The organism is Thermodesulfovibrionales bacterium (assembly GCA_035686305.1).
GTDB lineage: Bacteria > Nitrospirota > Thermodesulfovibrionia > Thermodesulfovibrionales > UBA9159 > DASRZP01.
Genome location: DASRZP010000023.1, coordinates 33,086 through 51,692, shown reverse-complemented (window position 1 = coordinate 51,692; position 18,607 = coordinate 33,086). Strand labels below are relative to the sequence as shown.

Genomic DNA, 18,607 nt, shown 5'->3' with positions numbered 1-18,607 from the left:
GGAAGTCGCCCTGCGCAGGGCGCTTGCGGAAACTGGTCTGCGTCTCAGTGATAACGGAGGGGATAGTCTGCCGGGAAAACCTGATCTTGTAATGCCTGAAGAGCGTATCGCTATTTTCATCGACGGAGATTTTTGGCATGGAGGCCAATGGAGAAAAAGAAAGCTTGCCTCGCTGGAGCAGCAATTTGCCTGGTAAGTAAAGGTTTTCACGAAAAAGAATTCTCAGCCTCTTGGGCTAGTGTTTTAGAATTATGAACGTTGTGAAGGAATTTCACATAGGCGAAGAATACACAAATGATCAAGTTCGATTCGCCTTAGACCTAGAAAATCTCGGTGGGATTCGTCCGTCAGTGGATGCCAGAAAGCATTTGCGCCATTTGGCAATTATGACGGCGGCTGAGGAATCGGGTCGTATACTTTCAGAAAACCCTTATAATGACCGAATAGAAGGCGATATCCTCACCTATACTGCTCAGGGCCGTGAAGGCGACCAACAGCTTTTAGGTAGAAACAAAAGGCTCATCGAGCAATATTCCAATCCGGTGCCCTTCTTCGGATTCATCAATGTGGGCCGCCAAACGTACCGCTTCTTAGGTCTCTTGGAACTTCTCCGTCATTATCAGGAGATTCAGGCTGATAAACGCGGTGTTTTGCGAAAAGTATGGTTGTTTGAATTCCGTATTCATGGGAATCCAAGTATTGTACCTATTGAACAAGCTGCAGCCATCTCCGGCCATCTGCTAAGCGAATCTCGCACGAAGAATACTTTTGCGGACCTTGAACGAGAAGTGGCGGAGATCGACGAAGCCGTTTCCAATAATACACGCGATCTTTACAAGATTGAAAACGTACGAAGTCTGTTAGTACGGGTGCCACCCTACAGCTTTGAGCATCTTGTAAAAGAACTCATGGAGAAAAACGGCTTTCAAGATGTTCCCTAACTGCTATGTCCGGCGATGGAGGTATTGATATTAATGCCTATGTCGATAATGCGAACGATTTTTTTGCCGGTACGCATGTGCAGGCGCAAGTAAAACGCTGGCGACATGCCATTGGTAATGTCGAGATTAACAATTTCAGAGGAGCGCTCAGTACTACAGCTAAAGGCATATTTATCACGACGAGTCATTATACACGCGCCGCTGTTATGGAAGCGCAGCATAAGTCGAAGCTTTCTATAACTCTCATTGATGGGCCGAGGCTTTCATCGATGGTTATCAGGAGCGGCTTAAACGTCGAAACCTTTAGATGAGAGGTGCTTATGTCTCCAACACAGACAGCAGGAAAACAGTTATAAACTTTGATTTGAAGTTGCCGACATGGTATAACGTCCATAATCTTTTGGAAGAGGCACGGAAGAACGGGAAGGAAGGCGAGGCCGCATATCATCTGATCGGTGCGAGCCTCCAAATGACATTTCCTGACATCCTGCTAAGAAATGCACCCTATGACAGCGCCGCTGATACGAGGGGCAAACCCGGAGACTTTTTTGTCGGCGACACTGCCTTTTGTGTGACGGCCTCGCCCTTTATCAGTATTTTTGAGAACTATCGACAGACTCTTGATGATGGCTATAGAGTCTTTGTCCTGGTACCAGACAGGGTTCTCGCCGCGGCCCGTCTAAATGCCGACCTTACGGTGGAAGGCCGCATTGACGTCTGTTCAATAGAGTCGTTTGTCAGTCAAAATATCGAATGGTCCTCATGTTTTGATAGAGACAAGAGGAAAAGTGCTTTCAGACGCCTTCTTGTAACCTATAATGATCGCATCAACACGGCTGAGAAGGACAAGTCGATGTTGGTTGAGATACCAAGGAATTTGTGACGGAAGGTGTAATTGTGAAATTTTGAAATTTAGACAAAAGGCTTCTCTAATTTGCTCTCATACCTTCCTTCCCAAAGCCGCCACCTTCTATCCCGTCAATATCTCCATGATCTCCCTGTACCGCTCAGCAGTCTTTGCTATAATTTCATCGGGAAGGACAGGACCCGGAGGCGTCTTGTCCCAGTCGAGGGTGAGGAGATAGTCACGGACGATCTGCTTGTCAAAACTATCCTGTACCTTGCCGGCCAAGTTTCGTATCTGCAATGATGATGCCCTTCTTCTCCGCCATTTTTCTTACCTTTGAATAGACCTTCAGGCTCAATTCTCTTGCCCAAACAGATTGACTCGGATGACAGTTGTGTACATAATAGAATATACAAAGGAGGACACGGTTATGAAATTCTTGAGCGTTAGAGATTTGAGGGGCAAGTCGGCACAGGTTTGGAAAGAGCTTCCGAAGGAGAGGGAGATGGTCGTCACGAGCAACGGACGCCCAATAGCCATACTTGCGGCTATTAACGAGTCTAATCTTGAAGAGTCGCTTGCGGCTTTCCGCCGGGCGCGCGCGGTCGAGGCGGTCACATCGTTACAACGCAGCTCTGTAGAGCAGGGAAAGGACAAGCTGCTCATGAAAGATATAGATGCGGAAATAAAGACGGTCCGTAAGAAGCGGACTCGATGAACATCGTGCTCGACACTAACGTCCTCGTTGCGGGCCTTCTGTCTCCATTCGGCGCCTGCGGAGAGATTGTACTCATGGTTTCTTCCGGCGAGATCACGCTTTCCTTCGATGCCCGTATAATCTCAGAGTATGCTGAAGTCTTACGCAGGCCGAAGTTCGGCTTTGAGGAAGAGAAGGTTGCCGCGCTTCTCGACTATATTGTTCATCAGGGTAAGGCGGCGGCATCCTCGCCCCTTGCCTTCTCCCTTCCCGATCCCGACGACGAACCGTTCCTTGAGGCCGCTGTGGCGAACGGGGTGGCATGCCTTGTCACGGGAAACCGAGATCATTTTCCTTATGAGAAGTGTCAAGATGTCAATGTTCTTTCGCCTAAAGAATTCCTGACGTTCTACAAGAAAGAAAAACTTAAGAAGGAGCGGAAGAGACCGTCACCGGGGAGGCATAAATAATAAGAGATTCCCTTTCTACGAATCTCTTCCCTTCCTTTCAAACCCCTTCAGCCTTCTATCCCGTCAGTATCTCCATGATCTCCCTGTACCGCTCAGCAGTCTTTGCTATAATTTCATCGGGAAGGACAGGACCCGGAGGTGTCTTGTCCCAGTCGAGGGTGAGGAGATAGTCTCGGACGATCTGCTTGTCAAAACTGTCCTGCCCCTTGCAGGGCCGGTAATCACGGATCGACCAGAACCGGGAAGAGTCGGGGGTGAGGACTTCGTCTATGAGGATCAATTCACCATCATGAATACCGAACTCGAATTTGGTATCGGCAATGATGATGCCCCTCTTCTCGGCAATTTCCCTTGCCCTTGAATAGACACTTAGACTCAATTCTCTTGCCTTCTCGGCGACCTCCTTTCCGACGATCTTCGCGGCCTCTTCAAAGGCGATATTCCTATCATGGCCTTCTTCCGCCTTTGTGCTGGGGGTAAAGATCGGTTCGTCGAGGCGGCCTGATTCAACAAGACCCTTCGGCAGAGAAATACCGCAGACCGTACCGTTGTCCCTGTATTCCTTCCATCCGCTTCCGGAGAGATAGCCTCTTACGATACATTCGATCGCCAGGGGCGCTGCCTTCTTCACGAGCATGCTTCTCCCTTCGAGGATGCCACGATATTTCTGGAGGATCGCCGGAAAGTCGGACACCTCGGTGGCAACGATATGGTTCCCGACGATCCCTTCCATCTGCCTGAACCAGAAGATCGATATCTGCGTCAGAACCCACCCCTTTCCGGGAATTCCGCTCGGAAGGACAACATCGAAGGCAGATATCCTGTCGGTTGCTATAAGGAGGAGATGTTTTCCGAGGTCGTATATATCCCTGACCTTGCCCCTCCTTGGTTCTCCAACATCAGGCATCTCTGTTCGTAATACAATTTTATGGTTGGACATTGTTCCTCCGTCTGCGGATCATGGTGTCTTGCGTCCTCGATTTTAGCGAACTGGTTTTGATATAATACTTTATGGCAGTGCTCGAAATCAAAGAATATCCTGAAAAGGTCCTCTCGCAGAAGGCCGCGCCGATAAGCGAGATTAACAAGGCGGTACAGCGTCTCATAGACGATATGATCGAGACGATGTATGCTGCGCCGGGTATCGGCCTCGCAGCCCCTCAGGTAGGAGTATCAGGCAGGCTGATCGTTATCGATGTAAGCATCAGGGAAGAGGAAAGGACCCCGCTCATCGTATTGATCAATCCCGAGCTCGTCAATGCGCAAGGGGAGATCGAGAGCGAGGAGGGATGCCTCAGCCTTCCCGAATATCACACGACGGTAAAGAGAAGTGAAAGGATTACGGTGAGGGGCCTTAGCAGAGAGGGAAAGGCTGTCGAGATTGAGGCCGAAGGGCTGCTCTCCCGGGCTTTTCAACATGAAATCGATCACCTCAACGGTATATTGCTCATCGACAGAATCAGCAGCATCAAGAGAGAGTTTTTCAAGAAACGCTTCCAGAAGGCCCTTTCGAAGGTCTAATCTCTTCAGGAGGCAAGTTGTCCATCATTTTTTTCGGCACGCCTGACTTTGCCGTTCCCTCACTCAGGGCCTTACTCGGGGAGGGCGAAGATGTGAGCTTTGTGGTCACGCAGACGGATAAGATCAAGGGAAGGGGGCACAAGCTCGCACAGCCAGCCGTGAAGATTGCTGCCCTTGAAGCAGGGCTTCCCGTCATTCAGCCGACATCCCTGAGAGAGGGAAAATTCCTTGAAGAGATAGCATCCTCAAAACCTGAGTTCCTCATTGTAGTTGCTTACGGCAAAATACTTCCAAAAGCACTGCTCGAAACACCTCAAAAGGGCTGCATCAATGTCCATGCTTCACTCCTCCCGAAATACCGGGGGGCAGCGCCCATAGCCTGGGCAATCTTAAGGGGTGAAGAGAAGACTGGAGTCACGACAATGCTCATGGACGAGGGACTCGACACCGGCCCTGTGCTCCTCAAGAGGGAAGTGGCGATAACTGCTGAGGACACGGCAGGGAGTCTCGGTATCAACCTTTCTGAAGTCGGGGCCTCTTTACTTATCGAGACGCTGAAGGGGATACGGGAGGGTTCTCTCAAACCCGTCCCCCAGACAGGAGAGCCGACCTTTGCCCCAATACTGAGAAAAGAAGACGGCAGAATAGATTGGTCACGAACAGCTCTTGAGATCGATCACTTCGTTCGCGGCATGCAGCCATGGCCCGGCGCCTTCTGTTATATGAACGGCGAGATGGTAAGGATCCTCAATGCGCGTCCCTTGCCAGACAAGGGGTCAGCCGGTCTCATAGAGAAAGCTGACGAGAGGGACCTCATTATCGGTACCGGTGAAGGTCTTCTCTCCATCATCGAAATCCAGCCCTCCGGGAAGAGACCCATGTCTGTCTCGGCCTTTTTGCAGGGCAGGAGGCTCGCAAAGGGGATGAAGGTCGGATGATGGAAAGGTGGCCGCGAGGTCTGACACTCAAGGTCCTCCATCCCCTTTTCATGCTCATCGGGTCTTTCTCAAAGGAGCGGAAGGAGGGGCTCCAGGCCCTTATCATAAGTCTCAATAACAGACTGGTGAGAATGGAAAAGCCAAAGGCGAAGAGGATACTCCTTCTCCTTCCCCACTGTCTTCAGATAAACGAATGCGACATACGAATCACTCACAATATCTACAAATGTAAACGGTGCGGAAAATGCGAGATCAAAGACCTCATTCAGATCGCTGATGACAACAAGCTTGATCTCTTCGTGGCGACAGGCGGAAATCTGGCGAGGAAGATCGTGAGGGACCTCCGTCCTGAGGCGATTGTTGCCGTTGCCTGCGAGAGGGACCTCAGCAGCGGCATTGCAGACTCCTATCCGCTCCCGGTCCTCGGCATTTCGAATGAACGTCCCTTTGGGCCCTGTTTCAACACGAAGGTCAGCCTTGAGAGAGTCAAGGAGGCCATTGCGTTTTTCTGTGGACCATAAGGTATGGGGGGATTACCCCGCCCCTATGGTCACAATCTGATGGCGACTTCCAGAGAACTGTCCTTAAGGGCCTTGGAGGATATCGAGGGACAAGGGCGAAAACCAAAGGACGTCCTTGAAGACCTTGCTGTCTCCCTTGACAGCAAGGACAGGGCATTCCTCATGGAACTTACCTACGGGGTTTTGCGGCACCGTGATATCCTTGACTGGATACTGAGGGGGTTCCTTAAAAAGCCGTCCGGTCTCGGGCGCGGAACGCTGAATAACCTGAGACTCGCCCTCTTCCAGGTACTCTTCACGCGGGTTCCGGAATGGGCTGCCGTTCACGAGGCTGTAGAGATGGAGAAGAAGACGGGCAGGCCTGAAGTGGTGAATGGCGTCCTGAGAAACCTCCTCCGCAACATCGACGCCGTGAGGCTTTCACTGGACAACGTCAGTCGTGAAAAGGGCCCCCGGAACATTGCCCTCAGGACGTCCCATCCCGAGTGGCTTATCAGGCGATGGATCAGCCGTTTCGGCGAGGCCGAAGCAGCGGCCCTTGCGGAGGCGAATAACAGGATACCTCCCCTGACGCTGAGGGTGAACACCCTGAGGAGTAAAAGGGAAGAGATGATCAAAAACCTCTCGGAAATGCAGATCGCGGCCGAACCAACGCCCTTCTCTCCCGATGGTATTCGACTGAAGGAATCCTACTCATTCAGGGAACTGCCCTGGAAGGATTCTCTCGTTGTCCAGGATGAGGCATCACAACTCATTTCCTATCTCCTTGGGCCGCAGCGGAACGAGCGGATACTCGATGCATGCGCTGCGCCGGGCGGAAAGACTACTCACATTGCCCAGCTTATTGAAGACGAGGGTGAAATTCTCGCCGTTGACAGTAATCCTTCAAGAATTGTACGTCTCAAGGAAAATGTATCCGTTCTCGGTCTTTCATCAATAAGGACCTTGGTCGCCGATATTGCCGAATATGCTCAGGAAAGACCCTTTGACAGGATTCTCCTTGACGCACCCTGCTCTTCTCTCGGTGTTGTACGCCGCAATCCAGACGTCAAGTACCGCCACACGCCAAAGGACCTCCTGGAATTCAGATCAAGACAGATCGGGCTTTTGCGTTCTGTGTCAAGGATGTTGAAGCGCGGCGGCATCATGGTATACTCGGTCTGTTCGACAGAGACCGAGGAAGGTGAAGCTGTCCTCAGAGAGTTCTTGAAGGATTCGGGAGATTTCTTTATTATAGACAGTGACGTTTCCTTTCTCAGGGGATTTATGAAGAATGGATTCTTCCGGACCTATCCCCACAAGAACGAAATGGATGGTTTCTTCGGGGTGAGACTGTGCAGAAAGGCGTGAAGAAGGTCTTGATGATACCCGTCTATATCTTCGGGTTTCTCCTCATGGGGTTATTGTCAGGCTATCTCACCTTCAAAGTGATGAGCTTTAGCAAGACCGTTGATGTGCCGGACCTGAAGGGAAAGACCGTGATCGAGGCGAACGAACTCCTGAGCAAGAGTGGGTTGTTTCTGAAGGTAGAAGGCGAAGATTACGACCCTATAATACCGTCCGGCCGCATTCTACGGCAGGACATTCCTTCGGGAAACAAAGTCAAGGAAGAGCGGGGGATAAAGGTTTTCCTAAGCAAGGGCCCGAAGGTCCAGTTTGTCCCTGACCTGATAGGCCAGACACTTCAGGAAGCAGAAACGACCCTTGCGAGAAGCGGACTGAAGGTCGAGAAGGTCATCCGCATACATTCGGACACGGTAGCGAGGGACAGGATCCTTTCTCAGCGGCCTGAGCCTGATGAGGCATTGAAGGATTCCCTTTCTCTTGTCGTCAGTTCGGGGCCTTATGATATACTCTATTTTTGCCCCGATTTTCTTGGCAAGAGCAGGGACGATGCTTTGAGTCTCTCTGAAAAACTCGGCCTGAAGGTAGAGTTTACGGGCCAGGGGCAAAGGATCAAGGCACAGAAGCCGAGACAGAATACGCTCTTTCGATCAGGAGAAACCGTCATTCTGCAACTGGAAGGAGAATAACGTCTCGATGATTAAGCTCGCACCCTCGATTCTTTCAGCTGATTTCATGAGGCTGGGCGATGAGATCAAGGCGGCAGAATCAGCCGGCGCCGATATGCTGCACCTTGACATCATGGACGGCCACTTTGTTCCGAACATAACAATAGGACCCTTCATTGTAGAGGCGATCAGGAAGGTCACGAACCTCCCTCTCGATGTCCACCTTATGATCGAAGAGCCCGACAGGTACCTGAAGGACTTTATCAATGCAGGCGCCCACTATCTCACCGTCCATGCAGAGGCCTCAGTCCATCTTCACAGGACCGTGCACTGGATAAGAGAAAGCGGTGCTCAGGCAGGGGTCTCGATAAATCCAGCAACGCCCGTCTGGAGTCTCGACAGCATTCTCTCAGAGGTTGACCTTGTCCTGATCATGTCCGTCAATCCCGGTTTTGGCGGACAGAATTTCATACCCCAGGCGATCGAGAAGGTCCGTATGGTGAAGGGGATGCTCAGTGAAAGGGGGCTTTCTGCAGTCATTGAGGTAGACGGCGGCATCAAATATGAGAACGCGCGGGAAGTGGTCGAAGCGGGCGCCGGAATACTCGTTATGGGCTCAGCCTTCTTTCATGCAAAGAATTACCGGGAACTTGTGGTGAGGCTGAGGGATCGGCTCCATGGTAAATGACCTTTTTCAGAAAGCGGAAGAACTCCGCGAGGACTCAGAGTATCACAAGGCGTTGTTGTTATATCGGAGAGCCCTGAGGATAGCGAGAAAGAACGGAGAGAGAGAGGACGTGCTTGCATGTCTTTTGTCCCTCGGCGATACTTCCCGGATGACAGGAGATTTCGAAAAGGCTGAGAGGGCCTACAGGGAAGCAGTGTCGTTAAGCAGGCGGAAAAAGACGAGGGCCGCGCATGCCGACGCCCTCGTTGGTCTCGGCCTGTCCGTAAGGGCACTTGGGAACTGGAAAGAGGCTTTGGGACTCTTTGCACAAGCCAAGGCAATCTATGAGCATCAATCTGATAAGGACGGGATCGCCTTTGTCCTCTGGGCGGAGGGTGGCGCCTTCAGGGTCGGAGGGGATACAAGGAGGGCTATCGATTCCTTCGAGAAGGCAGAGAGGCTCTTTGAATCCTTTCGGGACGATGAGCATCTGACCGCCATAGGATACTGTCTTTGCGGCCTTGGCGGTGTCTCAAGAGTGTCCGGTCTGTGGGAGGACTCACTCGTGTACTATAGAGAGGCGAACAGGCTGCTCTCCTCACTTCATGACAGGTTTGGCATCGCTTACTCTCACTGCGGAATCGGCAATGCCCTGAGAATGAAGGCTGACTATGCCGGTGCAATGAAACATCTGAAGAGGGCGGAAAAGGAGTACAAAATCATAGGCGATGTCGTGAGCTATTCTTACACCCTCTGGAGCATGGGCATGACCCACATGATGAAGGGAAGGCTGAAGAAGGCGGGAGAATGCTTTGAGATGGCTGCAGAACGGTTCAGGAAGACAAAGGATAAAAGAGGACTCATCTATTCATGGTTGGGTATGGGGCAGGTATCTTTCATGAAGGGTGACAGAGCAGGGGCAGAGAGAATTTTCAGGAAGTCTTACAAGGAATCATCGAACAGGGGTTTTATGATAGAGGCCTGCCATTCAGGCGCACTTCTCAACTTTGTGAGCAATGGAAGGAACGCCGGTGAAGGGTATAAAGAGATCGATTCAGCGCTGAAATTCAACCCGATTCCCTTTAACGTACCGTAAAGGAGGATCATGGAGAGCCTGAACCTTCCGAACACCCTGACGATAGCAAGGATCGTCCTCATACCGCTCTTCGTCACGTCCATCATCTATCGGAGATATGATATCGCGCTCTATCTCTTTGCTGTCGCAGCTCTGACAGATACCTTTGATGGCCTCATCGCCCGCCTCAGGAACCAAAAGACCGCCCTCGGAAAGTTTCTCGATCCCCTTGCCGACAAATTCCTTCTCGTCACGTCCTTCATCCTTTTTTCGGTCTATCATCTCGTTCCGAAATGGCTCACAATTGTTATCATCAGCAGGGACGTAATCGTCGTGACGGGATGGATTGTAATTTACATCGTCGCCGATACAAGCAAAGTCGACACTACGATCTTCGGAAAGACAGCCATTGCCCTGCAACTTCTCCTCCTCTGGTACGTGCTTCTCGTTCTGAATTTCCCTGCTATCCCCGACATTCGCGATCTTCTCATATGGGTGACGGCAATTCTTACGATCATCTCAGGGTTGCATTACATTTATAGGGGGCTTAAGCAGGCAGGTGCATAATCCTGGCGGAGCCGAGATCGAAAGCGTAAGACCCGGCAGTTTGGCCCATGCAGGAGGGATGGCACGGGGAGACGTTATCCTGTCGATCAATGGCAATGAAGTCAATGACGTCATCGACTTTCTCTTTTACGGGAATGATGCCCAGCTCGATATCACTGTCAGGAGAAGAGAGAGGAAACTCTCCTTCAGGCTCTTCCTGAAGGAAGGACAGGACACGGGTATAGAGATCAAACCCTTCAAGATACGGCTTTGCAGGAACAAGTGTCTCTTCTGTTTTGTGAGTCAGCTTCCGAAGGGGCTTCGGAGGACCCTCTATGTCAAAGACGAAGATTACCGCATGTCCTTCCTCTATGGCAATTATATCACGCTCACGAATCTTACGAAGGAGGAGAAGAAGAGGATCGTGGAACAGAGGCTGAGCCCCCTCTATATCTCGATCCACTCCACAGACAGGGCTGTCCGGAACGCCCTCCTTGGTAGTCCGAAGGCGTCCGACGTCCTGAAGGAAATACAGTTCTTCAAGGAGCACAAGATAAAGATGCACTGTCAGATTGTCCTCTGTCCTGGGTATAACGACGGTAAGAACCTGCAGCAGACAATCAGGGACCTCTATAAATTCTATCCCTATGTCTCCTCTATCGCTGTTGTCCCCGTCGGCCTCACCACTCACCGGAAGACCGCACCCAAACTGAAGGCAGTGGAAAAAGATGATGCCCTGAGCGCCATCGGGGTTATCGACTCCTTTCAGAAGAGGTTCAGGAAGAAGCACGGCGATTCCATTGTTTACGCAGCTGATGAACTCTACATAAAGGCTGAAACACCCTTCCCGCCTCTTCGCGCTTATGGAGAGCTTCCCCAGAGAGAAAATGGGGTCGGAATGGTTCCATTTTTTCTTTACCAAGCTAAGAGGATGAAAATGCCGCAACCCTCTCAGGCCACGGAGTCAGGAGACCAGGGGAGAGACAAGACCGGTCACAGATTTGTTACGTTCACCGGAACCTCTTTCTATCCGTACCTGGTCAGATTTGCCGACGGACTCAAGAAAGGCGGCATTGATATAGAAGTGATTCCGATTGAAAACACCTTCTTCGGGAAAAGCGTTACCGTTACCGGGCTTCTCACGGGAAGGGACGTGATGCGAAGTCTGTCGGAATTCGTGAAGAAGGACGATATCCTGCTGATTCCCGATGTTGTCATGAGAGAAGGTCATGAGGTCTTTCTCGATGATGTATCAAAACAGGATATTGAAGATCTCCTCGGAATAAGGCCTTATGTCATTGAATCGACGCCGAAAGGATTATTGGAGGCAGTCACGTCGTTATGAAGATAAGCGGGACAACAAAGATCACCGGTCTCTTCGGCTATCCCGTTGAGCACAGTCTTTCTCCTGCGATGCACAACGCGGCCTTTGAGTATCTGGGCCTTGATTACTGCTACATCACATTTCCGGTGAGGCCTGACTCGTTGGGCGAGGCTGTCAGGGCGATTCGGGCCCTGGACCTCAAAGGGGTGAATGTAACGATCCCTCACAAGGAGAACGTGATCGGGCTCCTTGATGCTGTCCATGAGGAAGCCTCCTTTATCGGCGCCGTCAACACCATAGAGAACAGGGACGGCAGACTAACAGGCTACAACACCGACGGCAGGGGTTTCATGGGATCCTTATCTGAAGCAGGAATTACGGTTGAAGGAAAACGGGTCCTCATAATCGGCGCGGGAGGGGCCTGCAGGGCGATAAGCTACTACCTGAGCCAGAAGGCCGACGGCGTCGCCATATTCGATATCGATGAGGCCAAGGTCGGAAGACTCGTAGGCGATCTGGGCAACATCCGTGCAAACGTGAGGGTCTGTAAAAGCCTTGACAGATTGGAAGGGATCGATATCGTTATTAACGCGACGCCTCTCGGCCTGAAAGAGACCGACCCCCTGCCCTTACACGCCGATCTCATTACTGAAAAAATGGTCATATGCGACGTGATATACAAAAAGACCCCTCTCCTCAAAGCTGCGTCCCTGAAGGGATGCAAGACACTCGATGGCTTGGGCATGCTTCTCCACCAGGGCGTGCTTGCCTTCGAGATATGGACAGGCATCAAACCGCCCGTCGCTATCATGCGCAACGCCATCATGGGATTTAAGAGATGAGTCTCATTCACGGCTGGTCTTCTTTCGGGGATGGCCGCGTGTCTTTCGATTCAGTTGTCCCATCGCGTTCTGGCCGTTACTAAAACTGCTGGCTTGTGTAAGAAACCTTGATAGGTTTATCCATCCTCCCTGAGGTATTGTACTTCCTGCAACTGCCGCGAGTTTCGATAAGAGATAACTAAGGAGTTCGCCCCGTACCTTGGGTGGCCCTTCAGATGTGGGCATGTAGTCTCACATAGATGAACGTCCGAGCCCCACTTTTTCATCGTGTGAAATGGTAGAAGAAACGTTCATCGCTAAGCGACCACAAATGAGTGGTTAGCAACTTTTCGTCGCATGGTATCGCCTCCGCCGACCCCCATTTAGCGGACAACCAAACGCGGTTCAATTATTTACAACAGCAAAGCTTTTTCGCAAGAATCAAGCAGTGCTAACAACAAAATCATGAGCCGAGAAGCGGTCGGCGTGGATCAACTGGTGGTGCGCCGTCGAGTCAGGCTACCGAGTTAAAGCAACTAATTGGCGCTCCGGACTCATTATTCGCAGGTTACTTGCCATTAGCCCAGTAATTAAGCGGATTCATCCATTGATCGACCGCTTTTCTAAACAAGCCATGACCTTCTCCCGTCTCAAACACTATTTCCTTGCCGGTGACCTTGTCACCTGCTGCCGCAAAGAAGTCCTTACAAGTGCCGCGGTCAGGATCGGCCGCGTCGTACATTGAGAGAATTCGGCCCTTCAGTTTCGGTGCGACGCTGTTCGCATAGGTCTCGTAAGACTCCTTTCCCTTCTGGATGCAGCCGGCCAGAACCACGTAGTTTACTTTCGGGTCATCACCGGCAGCTGAGGCCCACAGAGTAATCAACCCTCCCTTTGAGTAGCCAACCACAGTGACATTCTCAGGAGGAACGCCCTTGGTGACGAGAGCCTTGACTTGGCCCGCGACCTTCTTACCGTACTCGCTCACCTTAGTGTCGGGCGAACGCACTTCGCTAATGACGACGAAGCCACGCTGCTGGAGAGCCTTCACGATACCTCTGTAGTCCTCGGACGCTTTCGCGACACCGTACTTTTCGACCCCGACTCCATGCAGGTAAATGACGTACTTAGCATCGGCTTTGGGCGCTTCCAGCACATCAGAAAGCTGCGCTACCGCTGAAATGGGAAGTGCGCATACCAGTGCCATTACAAAAAGTTTCTTCATCGTCAGGTCCTCCCTCCCCTTTAACGTTTTTGCATTTAAAAAAGAGAAATCAAGATTCTCTATGTTCGCAAAGAGGGCAATATCCCTTTTATTACCTTATATCAGAACAAAATACGCTTGTCAAATTGGTTATCGTTTGAAAGATTCAGTTATGAGAACTGCATCAGAAGTGTTGCGTGCGGTGTCCTGGGATGTTGCATCTCGACGTGTTCAACGAGCACTCCCAGAGTGGACGCATCGACATGCCCGCGTGTTTGATGGTGAACTCTTGTTCAGTTGCGCCACGGCGAAACTGCGAATAAGTCGGTATTAATGATACCGAGACTATTTGTGAAGGAATGTCCCTTTCCTAACGAAACGATTAGTCCTGACTTCAGCGTTCACGGTTCGTCATATCAAGTGTCAGCAACAAAGAGCAACAGTAATCAGTCAGCGTCCTTATCTTCAATCTGAATGTTGAGTCGGCAGCAACCTCAAAGGACACCCTCCCCTCACGGTCTTCCAGAGGGTCTCCCCGGGCAGAAGGACTTCGAGTTCTCCGGAGAATATCTCCATCATCTCCTTCTCTCTGGTGCTGAATTCGTATTCGCCGGGCAACATGATTCCGAGCGTTTTTTCGAACCGTCTTAAAGAGGATCGCCCTGCTCGTGTCATTCTGGCTTGACCCGGAATCCAGCGACGTTGTTCTGTTCCCAGGAAAGTCACTGGATACCGGCTTTCGCCGGTATGACCGCAAACGCCAGGACCTCACACTTGGCGTATTCATCCACTGATGCAAGTCTGCACGCTACTGCTCCTTTCATTGAATGCTCTCTGATCCATGCACGGACTGCGGTGAAGAGGTCAAGGAAAACAAGAGAATATGTCTTGTCCTTCCCTGACATGGCTGTCACTCACTGCTTATCCGGACTACGTGTAGGCAGACTTGTCGCCGATGTCGTAATGGATCGGCATGAAGACCTTTCTCAGGGTAAAAAGAGCGAGCATGCCTGCTATGAGGAGAAGACCGTAAGAAATACTCTTTTGTGTCACAACGCCCAGAGAGGTGAGAAGGAGGAAAAGCGGCATGGTCAGGGCAAGGAGATAGCCTTCCATCAGCTGGAAGCAGAAGGCTTCTTTTGCCGTTATGAAACCGAGGCAGCCCGACAGCGGTATGAGGAAGAGCGGACCATAGCCTTTGTGCAGGAGAACTGCTGCTCCATCCCCATTCCCCAGGATGAAAAGCAGCGCAAGCGAGGCAATCGCAACGTAGTAGAGTTTCTTAAGGACCCTGTGGAATTTGCCGACATAGAGATGGATAAAGAAGACGCTCAGCCCAACAGAGATAGAGATACAAACAAGCACTGCATTTAGCGTAAGATTGAGGGCGCCGGTCTCCTCATAACTCCGAAAGCCAAGAGCCATGTAAGCAGCAAGGCAGATAATCAGAGTCGAGAGGACGATCCCTGCTCTATAAAGCACCACCGTGACTCTGTCCTCCCTTGTGAGAGGCTGAAACATCCTCGTCTCGCCCATGCCTAATAATACCAGATCAGGAATCATTAACTCCACAGATACTGCTGCCCGTTGACAACGGTATTTTCCGTTGCTAGAATCTCGCATACACAGCGTCATGACCTGAACGAGAGAGGAGTGGCTCCATGCAAAGAAAAAAGAAGATCAGCAAAAGGACCTTTTCCACATCCTGGGACCTCACGCCCCTTTTTGACCACGACGATGACCCGAAGATAGAAAAGAAGCGCAAGGAGATTGAGAAAAAGAGTTACGAGTTTATTGGTAAATGGAAGGACCGCAGGGACTACCTTAGGGATCCCGTGGTACTGAAGGAGGCCCTTGACGAATATGAGGCCTGGAACAGGCATTGCGGCACCGATGGTGACGAGGGCTTTTACTTTATGCTCAGGACCCAGGAGGATCAGAACAGTCCTGCCCTCAAAGCCAAATTCAACAAGATCGAAGACTTCTCCCACAGGGTCCGCAATGATATCCAGTTCTTTCATCTCAGGGTCAGCAGGATCCCCCGAAAGAGACAGAGGAGGTTCCTCGAGCATGAAGGACTGAAAGAGTACCGCCATTTCCTTGAACGCCTCTTTGCAGAGTCCCGGTACCTTCTCAGCGAACCCGAGGAGAAGATCATGAACCTCAAGTCATCCACCTCCTTCTCCAATTGGGTTAGGATGACGTCGAGCTTCTTGGTAAAAGAAGAGAGGAAGGTACTCCTCGAGGACGGCAGAAGATGCCACAAGCCCTTCACCGAGATATCAAGTCTCATAAACAGTAGAAACAAGAAGGTGAGAGACTCGGCAGCACGGGCATTCAATGAAATCGTGGAGAAACATGCCGATGTCGCCGAGGCCGAGATAAATTCCATCCTTGCAAATAAGAAGACCGACGATGAGCTTCGGAAGCTCTCCCGCCCCGACCTCAGCAGACACCTCTCTGATGACATCGAGAGCGGGATTGTTGACGCCCTTCTCACAGCAGTCTCCGCCCGGTTCTCCATCTCTTCACAGTACTATCGGCTCAAGGCGAACCTTATGGGAGTCAAGCAATTGAAATACCACGAGCGGAACGTTGAATACGGCGACATCGGCAAGAGATATTCCTACGGGAAATCGATCAGGCTCATCGAAAAGGTCTTCAGAAATCTCGATAAAGACTTTTCCGATATCCTTCTGCGCTTTCTTGAAAAAGGCCAGATCGATGTCTATCCGGGAAAAGGGAAGGCAAACGGAGCCTTTTGCGCCCACCATCTCATCTCCCAACCTACCTACATCCTCCTTAATCACACGGACAAGCTTCAGGACGTTTTGACCATCGCTCACGAACTCGGGCACGGAATCAATAACGAGCTCATGAGGAGAAAACAGAACTCCTTGAACTTTGATTCACCCCTTTCGACGGCAGAAGTTGCCAGCACCTTCATGGAAGACTTCGTGCTCCAGGAACTCCTCGGGGAGGCCAATGATGAATTGCGGCTGGTAATTATGATGAACAAGTTAAACGATGATGTATCGACCATATTCAGGCAGGTGGCCTGTTACCGCTTTGAGCAGGAACTCCATGGACTGTTCAGGGAGAAAGGGTATCTGTCAAAGGAAGAAATCGGCAGACTCTTCCAAAAGCGTATGGCCGGATACATGGGAAAGTATGTCGAGCAGTCCCCGGGCTCTGAAAACTGGTGGGTCCATTGGGGACATATCCGTCATTTCTTTTATGTCTATTCCTATGCCAGCGGCCTCCTCATCTCGAAGTCGCTCCAGCATTCTGTCAAGGAAGATCCGGGCTTTATCGAAAAGGTGAAGGAGTTTCTCTCAGCAGGGTTGTCAGACTCCCCAAGGAGGATCTTTGCGAAGCTCGGGATCGATATAGGGGACAGTGACTTTTGGAATAAAGGCCTTGATGAGGTTGAGAAGCTCTTGGAGGAGACGACGGCATTGGCGATGAAGCTGAAGAAGATCTAGGCCAGATTAGTTAGCCGTCTTCTCTTCGGGGCCGATATCCGCTTTTCGGCAAGAGAATAGCCCTCGGTGATTGGTCCGACCACACAATCCTAATATCAGTCCGTCCTGAAGAGATGTTTGCGGTCCGCATGGGCGGACCAGCCAATAACCCCGACTCTTGCCTTCAAATCGGACATCCACCCCGAACTTTATGAATTATTGCTTTTCCTGGCTCCACAAGCTAACGTCGGTCGGCTGCCGGACGCCGGATGAAGAATAATCCTTCCAACCGCACAAAACTATCTTGTTCTGGAAGGCAAGCATGGTGAGAACCTTGTATTGCGATACCTTTGATGGTTGCCTACTACCGCTGTGTGCTCAATGCGGAAGGTCACTTTCGGTCAAGTCCTCGAAGTACCTCATTGCCGGAATCTCACCGCATGTACAAGGCTTCGATCCATGCCTGCCTGACAGCTCTTGCAACATTAAGATAAAGGCTAGCGTTTCATCCCCGGCCAGTCTGCAAGGGGAACTGTCGAGCGGACGATGTGCATGCCTGCGTCAGCAAACCTCAGGAAGGCGGCGTCTGCCGACTCAGTGTAGTCCATAACTCCGGGAACCACGACCGGTGACGTGCAGTCTTCGAGGAGATAGACCTTTTCAGCCAACCGCCTGTCTTGAGCAAGAAGCTCCTCCAGGAGATCATCTATTGTCCAGGCCACACAGTGACTCTTGGCCTGCCCCGCTATGATAACTGCATCAAAGTCCAGGAGCTTCCTCAGAAAAGTGTCACTCTTCTCCCCGAGGGGTTCACCCCCGGGACCCTTCAGCACCTCGGGTCCGAGAACAGAGTAATGCTCGGTAAAGGGCCTGTCTCCCTTGATCTGGAAATCGGGTCGACTGTATCGCGCCACGCTGTGGAAAAAGACAGCCTCCTCGACCACAGCGACAAGGGCGTGTCCGATCCCCCCGAGCATGCCATGAAAGGGCCAGACCGTCAGGTCATACTTGCCCCCTTCTTTCAGTATCCTGGTGTAATGGAGGAGGTATCGCTGCCCATAATCTGCATCGAGGCCGCAGGTGCGCGCGAATTCAGGGTTACACTTCCATCGGCCCTCCTCAATATCTTCCACGGAAACGAGCGTGAAAGGCGCAGGATGCTCTCCTTGCTCATTTACGAGCGACAGGGAATGAAAGATCTGCATCACCCGGTGAGTGTCCATGGTGGGACAGATCTCCGTGATCTTCCCGAGGTTTCTGTAAATGAATTCTGAGAGCCTCCTGCTGTCGTCTATGGCGCCCGTGCCTGAACGTCCCGCAACGTAGAGTTCGAAACCCGGGATACAAAAGGTATTCTGTACGTCAACGGCAACGACGCAGATCCTGAACGTATCATCGCCTGAAGGACCTATACGGTGCTCCTCAGCCCATCTCCTGGCATTCTCAGCGCGTTCCTGATAAGGGACTCTCCAGACCTCGCCGGCCCTATCTGGACGAAAGTGGGGAGGAAGGGGAAGTTCGTCTCGCGTCATCGAGTCCTCGTGTTCGTGGATAAAATA

The 18,607-nt window shown here is 51.3% G+C and carries 24 protein-coding genes; 17 read left to right on the top strand and 7 right to left on the bottom strand.

Translation table 11 applies throughout. The features are described from left to right. The 4 genes from VFG09_02580 to VFG09_02565 form a co-directional block, all read left to right on the top strand. A partial coding sequence (locus VFG09_02580) for a hypothetical protein (GenBank protein HET6514019.1) occupies positions 1-196 on the top strand: 196 nt, incomplete at its 5' end. A 64-nt stretch (positions 197-260) separates the two neighbouring features. After that, positions 261-941, top strand: a complete 681-nt coding sequence (locus VFG09_02575; protein ID HET6514018.1) for a hypothetical protein — start codon at positions 261-263, stop codon at positions 939-941. 5 nt (positions 942-946) lie between these two features. Further along, on the top strand, positions 947-1,252 hold the full coding sequence (locus VFG09_02570) for a restriction endonuclease (GenBank protein ID HET6514017.1): 306 nt from the start codon (positions 947-949) through the stop codon (positions 1,250-1,252). Further along, positions 1,249-1,824, top strand: coding sequence for a DUF4928 family protein (locus VFG09_02565; protein ID HET6514016.1), 576 nt, complete (start codon positions 1,249-1,251; stop codon positions 1,822-1,824). Before VFG09_02570 ends, VFG09_02565 begins: the two co-directional genes overlap by 4 nt. 87 nt (positions 1,825-1,911) lie before the next feature. Here the strand turns inward: VFG09_02565 and VFG09_02560 are convergent, their stop codons facing one another. After that, the gene (locus VFG09_02560; GenBank protein HET6514015.1) at positions 1,912-2,088 is read right to left on the bottom strand and encodes a hypothetical protein; all 177 of its coding nucleotides are present in this window, start codon (positions 2,086-2,088) and stop codon (positions 1,912-1,914) included. 130 nt (positions 2,089-2,218) lie between these two features. Between VFG09_02560 and VFG09_02555 the strand changes: the two genes are divergently transcribed. Together VFG09_02555 and VFG09_02550 are read left to right on the top strand one after the other, a co-directional pair. Further along, the gene (locus VFG09_02555) at positions 2,219-2,506 is read left to right on the top strand and encodes a hypothetical protein (GenBank protein ID HET6514014.1); all 288 of its coding nucleotides are present in this window, start codon (positions 2,219-2,221) and stop codon (positions 2,504-2,506) included. Continuing rightward, a complete protein-coding gene (locus tag VFG09_02550) occupies positions 2,503-2,955 on the top strand; it encodes a putative toxin-antitoxin system toxin component, PIN family (protein ID HET6514013.1) in 453 nt (150 codons plus the stop codon). Before VFG09_02555 ends, VFG09_02550 begins: the two co-directional genes overlap by 4 nt. 55 nt (positions 2,956-3,010) lie before the next feature. On the opposite strand, the gene VFG09_02545 is transcribed toward VFG09_02550, so the two are convergent. Continuing rightward, positions 3,011-3,895: a phosphoribosylaminoimidazolesuccinocarboxamide synthase gene (locus VFG09_02545; GenBank protein HET6514012.1), complete on the bottom strand. Its 885-nt coding sequence runs from the start codon at positions 3,893-3,895 to the stop codon at positions 3,011-3,013. A 71-nt stretch (positions 3,896-3,966) separates the two neighbouring features. Between VFG09_02545 and def the strand changes: the two genes are divergently transcribed. Genes def through VFG09_02495 form a run of 10 tightly spaced genes read left to right on the top strand, consistent with a single transcriptional unit; the run spans position 3,967 to position 12,401 of the window. Continuing rightward, positions 3,967-4,476 (top strand): peptide deformylase, encoded by a 510-nt coding sequence (def, locus tag VFG09_02540; GenBank protein HET6514011.1) that lies wholly within the window; start codon positions 3,967-3,969, stop codon positions 4,474-4,476. A gap of 17 nt (positions 4,477-4,493) precedes the next feature. Further along, the gene (gene fmt / locus VFG09_02535; GenBank protein ID HET6514010.1) at positions 4,494-5,414 is read left to right on the top strand and encodes a methionyl-tRNA formyltransferase; all 921 of its coding nucleotides are present in this window, start codon (positions 4,494-4,496) and stop codon (positions 5,412-5,414) included. Continuing rightward, the gene (locus tag VFG09_02530; GenBank protein ID HET6514009.1) at positions 5,411-5,935 is read left to right on the top strand and encodes a DUF116 domain-containing protein; all 525 of its coding nucleotides are present in this window, start codon (positions 5,411-5,413) and stop codon (positions 5,933-5,935) included. The genes fmt and VFG09_02530 overlap by 4 nt, the downstream gene beginning before the upstream one ends. A gap of 3 nt (positions 5,936-5,938) precedes the next feature. Further along, complete coding sequence (gene rsmB, locus VFG09_02525) at positions 5,939-7,285, top strand: 16S rRNA (cytosine(967)-C(5))-methyltransferase RsmB (GenBank protein ID HET6514008.1); 1,347 nt, start codon at positions 5,939-5,941, stop codon at positions 7,283-7,285. A gap of 11 nt (positions 7,286-7,296) precedes the next feature. Beyond that, complete coding sequence (locus VFG09_02520) at positions 7,297-7,968, top strand: PASTA domain-containing protein (protein ID HET6514007.1); 672 nt, start codon at positions 7,297-7,299, stop codon at positions 7,966-7,968. Between the two features lie 7 nt (positions 7,969-7,975). Further along, a complete protein-coding gene (rpe, locus tag VFG09_02515; protein HET6514006.1) occupies positions 7,976-8,635 on the top strand; it encodes a ribulose-phosphate 3-epimerase in 660 nt (219 codons plus the stop codon). Then, complete coding sequence (locus tag VFG09_02510; protein ID HET6514005.1) at positions 8,625-9,710, top strand: tetratricopeptide repeat protein; 1,086 nt, start codon at positions 8,625-8,627, stop codon at positions 9,708-9,710. Before rpe ends, VFG09_02510 begins: the two co-directional genes overlap by 11 nt. A 9-nt stretch (positions 9,711-9,719) precedes the next feature. Continuing rightward, positions 9,720-10,256, top strand: coding sequence for a CDP-alcohol phosphatidyltransferase family protein (locus VFG09_02505; GenBank protein HET6514004.1), 537 nt, complete (start codon positions 9,720-9,722; stop codon positions 10,254-10,256). Further along, entirely contained in the window at positions 10,249-11,580 is a 1,332-nt protein-coding gene (locus VFG09_02500) for a DUF512 domain-containing protein (GenBank protein ID HET6514003.1), read from the top strand. Before VFG09_02505 ends, VFG09_02500 begins: the two co-directional genes overlap by 8 nt. Next, entirely contained in the window at positions 11,577-12,401 is an 825-nt protein-coding gene (locus VFG09_02495; GenBank protein ID HET6514002.1) for a shikimate dehydrogenase, read from the top strand. The genes VFG09_02500 and VFG09_02495 overlap by 4 nt, the downstream gene beginning before the upstream one ends. Positions 12,402-12,948: 547 nt before the next feature. Here the strand turns inward: VFG09_02495 and VFG09_02490 are convergent. From VFG09_02490 to VFG09_02475, 4 genes are all read right to left on the bottom strand, one after another. Further along, positions 12,949-13,605 (bottom strand): hypothetical protein, encoded by a 657-nt coding sequence (locus tag VFG09_02490; protein HET6514001.1) that lies wholly within the window; start codon positions 13,603-13,605, stop codon positions 12,949-12,951. Between the two features lie 444 nt (positions 13,606-14,049). Beyond that, positions 14,050-14,259: a pyrimidine/purine nucleoside phosphorylase gene (locus VFG09_02485; GenBank protein ID HET6514000.1), complete on the bottom strand. Its 210-nt coding sequence runs from the start codon at positions 14,257-14,259 to the stop codon at positions 14,050-14,052. 47 nt (positions 14,260-14,306) lie between these two features. Then, a complete protein-coding gene (locus tag VFG09_02480) occupies positions 14,307-14,498 on the bottom strand; it encodes a hypothetical protein (protein HET6513999.1) in 192 nt (63 codons plus the stop codon). A 16-nt stretch (positions 14,499-14,514) separates the two neighbouring features. Further along, positions 14,515-15,147, bottom strand: coding sequence for a DUF2301 domain-containing membrane protein (locus tag VFG09_02475; GenBank protein ID HET6513998.1), 633 nt, complete (start codon positions 15,145-15,147; stop codon positions 14,515-14,517). A gap of 98 nt (positions 15,148-15,245) precedes the next feature. On the opposite strand from VFG09_02475, the gene VFG09_02470 reads away from it, so the two are divergent. Further along, positions 15,246-17,069, top strand: coding sequence for a M3 family oligoendopeptidase (locus tag VFG09_02470; GenBank protein HET6513997.1), 1,824 nt, complete (start codon positions 15,246-15,248; stop codon positions 17,067-17,069). A 476-nt stretch (positions 17,070-17,545) separates the two neighbouring features. On the opposite strand, the gene VFG09_02465 is transcribed toward VFG09_02470, so the two are convergent. Then, positions 17,546-18,580: a hypothetical protein gene (locus VFG09_02465; protein ID HET6513996.1), complete on the bottom strand. Its 1,035-nt coding sequence runs from the start codon at positions 18,578-18,580 to the stop codon at positions 17,546-17,548. Positions 18,581-18,607 lie beyond the last annotated feature (27 nt).